The organism is Cupriavidus sp. WS, assembly GCF_000395345.1.
GTDB classification, from domain to species: Bacteria; Pseudomonadota; Gammaproteobacteria; order Burkholderiales; family Burkholderiaceae; genus Cupriavidus; species Cupriavidus basilensis_B.
This window is the reverse complement of record NZ_AQPL01000478.1, coordinates 1-4,839: the sequence shown is the minus strand read 5'-3', so window position 1 is coordinate 4,839 and position 4,839 is coordinate 1. Positions and strand designations below refer to the sequence as shown.

Annotated in this window: 5 protein-coding genes and 1 pseudogene; all 6 read right to left on the bottom strand. The window is 69.0% G+C overall.

Annotated elements, in window-relative coordinates:
* Positions 1-724: uroporphyrinogen-III C-methyltransferase (cobA, locus tag K206_RS0131905; RefSeq protein WP_020206377.1), on the bottom strand; the 724-nt coding region annotated here is incomplete at its 3' end.
* A 40-nt stretch (positions 725-764) separates the two neighbouring features.
* Complete coding sequence (locus K206_RS0131900; RefSeq protein WP_020206376.1) at positions 765-2,069, bottom strand: sulfate adenylyltransferase subunit 1; 1,305 nt, start codon at positions 2,067-2,069, stop codon at positions 765-767.
* 138 nt (positions 2,070-2,207) lie between these two features.
* Positions 2,208-3,170: a sulfate adenylyltransferase subunit CysD gene (cysD, locus tag K206_RS0131895; protein WP_020206375.1), complete on the bottom strand. Its 963-nt coding sequence runs from the start codon at positions 3,168-3,170 to the stop codon at positions 2,208-2,210.
* Between the two features lie 13 nt (positions 3,171-3,183).
* Positions 3,184-4,020, bottom strand: coding sequence for a phosphoadenylyl-sulfate reductase (locus K206_RS0131890; protein WP_020206374.1), 837 nt, complete (start codon positions 4,018-4,020; stop codon positions 3,184-3,186).
* Entirely contained in the window at positions 4,017-4,601 is a 585-nt protein-coding gene (locus tag K206_RS0131885) for a DUF934 domain-containing protein (protein WP_020206373.1), read from the bottom strand. The genes K206_RS0131890 and K206_RS0131885 overlap by 4 nt, the downstream gene beginning before the upstream one ends.
* An 18-nt stretch (positions 4,602-4,619) precedes the next feature.
* Positions 4,620-4,839, bottom strand: a pseudogene (locus tag K206_RS39885) (nitrite/sulfite reductase); the annotation flags it as partial.

Here is a 4,839-nt window from a genome sequence, read left to right as displayed (position 1 = left end):
CCCGCAACCCCTCTGTCCCCCTCCTCCCCAACGCCTCCCCGATCATCAACAAACTAGGCTGCGCCGGATCAATCCACGCTGCCGCCTCGCCCGCCGCCATCTGCCGCAGCGTGAACTCCCGGCTGCGCTGGCGCGGCGAGGTGGCCGCCTCGACCACCCACGCGGGGGTGGAGGCCGGCTTGCCGTGGGCAATGAGCTGCGCGGCGATGGCCGCCGCCTGGTCGCGCCCCATGTAGTACACCAGCGTATCGGCCTTCACGTCGGCTTCCACGTCGATGGTGTCGGCGGCCTTGCTCTGCGTGGCGAAGGCGACGCTGCGCGCCACGCCGCGCTTGGTCAGCGGCTTGCGGATGGCGGACGCGGCCGCCAGCGCGGCGGTGATGCCGGGCACGATCTCGTACTCGATGCCGGCTGCCTCCAGCGCCTGCAGTTCCTCGTCGGCGCGGCCGAACAGCATCGGGTCGCCGCCCTTGAGGCGGACCACGCGCTCATGCTTGCTGGCCATGTCGACGATCTGGCGGTTGATGAACAACTGCGCGGTGGAGCGCTGGCCGCAGCGCTTGCCGACTTCCACCAGTTGCGCCTGCGGGCACCACGCCAACATCTCGGGCGACACCAGCGCGTCGTGCAGCACCACCTGGGCTTCGCCCAAAAGCCGTGCACCGCGCACCGTAATGAGGTCCGCGGCGCCGGGACCCGCGCCGATCAGATAGACCTTGCCCATGACTTGCTCCTTGACCTTCGCCTGCTTGTCCGATACCCGCTCAGGCGAATGCACGGATCATGCCCGCCGCCACCGTATGGTTGGTGGCTTCGTCGATCAGCACGAACGCGCCGGTGGCCGGGTTGTCGCCGTAGGCATCGCACACGATGGGCTTCTGCAGCGAGAGCTGCACCGAGCCGATGTCGTTGAGGCGGATGTCGCGGCGGCCGGTCTCGTGCGACAGCGTGTGCACGTCCAGCACGCGGTCCACCGACGCCACGCGCGCGAACACGGTGGCCGTGGTGTGCTTGAGCACGTACTTGCGCGCCGGGTTGAGCGATTCGTCGTCGAACCAGCACAGGTCGGCGGTCAGCTTCTTGGCCGAGACGCTGTCCGCGCCGGCGGCGACGAACATGTCACCGCGTGATACATCCACGTCCTCGGACAGGCGCACCGTGACGGTCTCGCCCACGCTGGCCGCTTCCGCCACGCCGTTGGGCGTGAGCACCTCGGCCACCACCGCGTCGCGGTTGGCAGGCAGCACGCGCAGCTTCTGGCCCACGCGCACGGTACCGGCCTCGACGCGGCCGGCGTAGCCGCGGAAATCGTCGGCCTGGGCGCCGTCCTGGCGGATCACCAGCTGCACCGGGAAACGCAGCGCGGCGTCGCCCTCGGGCGCGGGCTCTTCCACCGGCAGCGCTTCGAGCAGCGGCAGCAGCGGCTCGCCGGCGTACCACGGCATGGCCTGGCTGGCATGCACGATGTTGTCGCCGCGCAGCGCCGAGACCGGCACGTAGCGCACGTCCTTGAGGCCGAGCTGGCCGGCCAGCTCGGTGTAGGCGTTGCGGATCTGGTCGAAGCGCTCCTCGCTGTACTCGATCAGGTCCATCTTGTTGATGGCCACGATCACGTGCTGGATCTCCAGCAGCTTGAGGATGGCCGAATGGCGCTTGGTCTGGGCCAGCAGCTCGGCGCGGCCGTCGTTCACGCTCACGCGGGTGGCGTCGACCAGCACGATGGCGGCATGCGCGGTGGACGCGCCCGTCACCATGTTGCGGGTGTACTGCTCGTGCCCCGGCGTGTCCGCGATGATGAACTTGCGGCGCGCGGTGGAGAAGTAGCGGTAGGCCACGTCGATGGTGATGCCCTGCTCGCGCTCGGCCTCGAGGCCGTCGGTCAGCAGCGAGAAATCGATCTGCTCGCCGGCGGTGCGCTTGTTCTTGGCATTGGTCAGCGCGGTCAGCTGGTCCGACAATACGGCCTTGCTGTCGTACAGCAGGCGGCCGATCAGCGTGCTCTTGCCGTCGTCGACCGAGCCGGCGGTGATGAAGCGCAGCAGGCCTTGGTGTGATGCTTGGGTGCTCATGTTCAGATCCTTTGTTTCCCCCGGGGCGCTCGCTCCGGCGCAGATGCGGGAGGCGGCGTCAGGCGCGCGGGGGCGACGTGTGCATCGGTGCACGGGCACCCGCGCAACGGCGCGATGTGCCCGCGTATGCGTCCGGTGTCAGAAGTAGCCTTCTTTCTTGCGGCGTTCCATCGACGCTTCGCTGGTCTGGTCGTCCATGCGCGTGGCGCCGCGCTCGGTGATCTCGGTCACGGCCGTCTCGGCGATGATCTCGATCGGCGAGGCCGCCACGCTGGCCACCGGGCAGGTGCAGCTGATGTCGCCCACGGTGCGGAAACGCACCGACAGCACTTCGCTCACGTCGCCGTCCTGCTTGGGCGTGATCGGCGTGACCGGCACCAGCAAGCCGTTCTTGCGCACCACTTCGCGCTCGTGCGCGTAGTAGATCGGCGGCAGCGCCAGCTCCTCGCGGGCGATGTACTGCCACACGTCCAGCTCGGTCCAGTTGGAGATCGGGAACACACGCATCTGCTCGCCGGGCGCCATGCGGGCGTTGTACAGGCTCCACAACTCGGGGCGCTGGGCCTTGGGGTCCCACTGGCCGAACTCGTCGCGGAACGAGAAGATGCGTTCCTTGGCGCGCGCCTTTTCCTCGTCGCGGCGGGCGCCGCCCATCAGCGCGTCGTACTTGTGCGCCTCGATGGTTTCCAGCAGCGTCACGGCCTGGGCCGCGTTGCGCGAGTCGGTTTCCTTGCGCAGGCGCACGGTGCCGCGCTTGATCGAGTCTTCCACGTGGCCCACCACCAGGCGCGCGCCGAGCTCGGCCACGCGCTGGTCGCGGAAGGCGATCACTTCCGGATAGTTGTGGCCGGTGTCGATGTGCACCAGCGGGAACGGCAGCTCGGTCTTGCGCTCGCCGAGGCGGAAGGCCTTGAGCGCCAGGTGCAGCATGACGATGGAATCCTTGCCGCCCGAGAACAGCAGGGCCGGGTTGCGGCACTCCGCCACCACCTCGCGGATGATGTAGATGGATTCCGCCTCGAGCTTGTCGAGATGGTCGTTCTGTACCTGCAGCAGGTGCGCCACGTCCGGCGCGCCCTTCAGTTCGTTCATGATGCCCATGTCGTTCTCGGCCTCAATGCTTGATGTTCTGTTCGTGTAGCCCGCACTCTTTCGAGTCGCGGCTTTCCCACCACCACCGCCCGGCGCGCACATCCTCGCCGGCGCGCACCGCGCGCGTACACGGCTCGCAGCCGATGCTGGGATAGCCCTTGGCATGCAGCGCGTTGACCGGCACGCCGTGGCGCTTCAGGTAGGCCCACACCTCGGCCTCGGTCCAGTCGGCCAGCGGGTTGAACTTGGGGATGCCGCGCGCCTCGTCGATTTCCTCGAGCGGCAGCTCGGCGCGCGTGACCGCCTGCTCGCGGCGCTGGCCGGTGAGCCAGGCGTCGGCGTGCGACAGCGCGCGGTTCAGCGGCTCCACCTTGCGGATGCCGCAGCAGCTCTTGCGCAGGTCCACGCTGTCGTAGATGGCGTTCAGGCCGTTCTTCTTCAGGTAGTTCTCGATGGCCTCGGCGTCCGGCGTGAACTGCTCGATGTCGTAGCCGTAGTGCGCCTTGACCGCGTCCAGCACGGCCAGCGTCTCGGCGTGCAGGCGGCCGGTCTGCAGCGTGAACACGCGGATGCCGGCGCGCACGGCTTCGCCGCCGCGCAGGATGGCGTCGGTCACGACCATGTCCTCGGCGGCCAGGCTGGAGGCGAAGCGCGCGCGGAAGAAGCGCCCGGCGATGCCGGCCAGGCGCTGGCCCAGCTCGCGCTCCTTGGCTTCGAGGTCGGCGATGCTGCCGGTGTATTCGGGCGCCGTCCACAGCACGGGCGGGCGCAGCGACGACAGCGAAGCCTCGGCCTCGGGCGCATCGGCGCGCGGCGACAGCACGCTCACCGGCACCTCCACGATGGAGATCCCGTTCATGCCGTTTCCCTGCCCAGCGCTTCGGCGCGGTTGCGGCGGAACAGCGGCAGCGGCTCGTCCACCGACGCCTGATAGGCCACGGTGAATTCCGTGAAACCCTTGATGGCGTCCTCGATGTTCTTGTCGGCGCGCACGGCGAAGGTGTCGAAGCCGCAGCGCTTCATGAAATTGAGCTGGTCGCGCAGCACGTCGCCGATGGCGCGCAGCTGCCCGGCCCAGTGGTAGCGCGTGCGCAGCAGGTAGGCGGTGGAGAAGCCGCGGCCGTCGCGGAACACCGGGAAGTCCACCGCCACCACGGACACGCTGGCGAACGCGGCCTGCGCGTCGGCGGGCTCGTCCTCGGGCGCCAGCCACACGCCGGTGATGTCGGCCGCGCGGCCGGCCAGCACGCCGTCCTTGTGCGCGAGCCACGCGGCGAGCGGGAACAGCACGTGGTCCTTGCCCTGCGCCGCGGCGGCGATCTGCTCGTCGGTCAGCGGCTGGCCTTCGGCGCCGCGCAGCACGGTCCAGGCATCGTCGAGGATGACCGGCACGGGGTTGGTGCCTTGCGCGCCGCGTTGCAGTTGAATGATCTTTGCCATGTCGTGTTTCTCCGGTGCTCAGGCTTCGGCGCGTTCGCGCTGCTTGTCCGCATAGACGCGTTCCTTGAACGGCGCGATGCCGACGCGGCCCAGCACGTCGATGAAGCGTTCGTCCTCGTGGCGGCTGGCCACGAAGGTGTCGATGATGCGCGACACCACGTCGGGCATTTCCTCGGCCTTGAACGACGGGCCGATCACCTTGCCGATGGCGCTGGCGTTGCCCTGCGCGCCGCCGAGC

Coding starts and splice junctions, on each gene's coding strand:
- K206_RS0131890 (WP_020206374.1), bottom strand. CDS start 4,020: ATGAACGGGATCTCCATCGTGGAGGTGCCGGTGAGCGTGCTGTCGCCG.
- K206_RS0131885 (WP_020206373.1), bottom strand. CDS start 4,601: ATGGCAAAGATCATTCAACTGCAACGCGGCGCGCAAGGCACCAACCCC.
- cysD (WP_020206375.1), bottom strand. CDS start 3,170: ATGGGCATCATGAACGAACTGAAGGGCGCGCCGGACGTGGCGCACCTG.
- K206_RS0131900 (WP_020206376.1), bottom strand. CDS start 2,069: ATGAGCACCCAAGCATCACACCAAGGCCTGCTGCGCTTCATCACCGCC.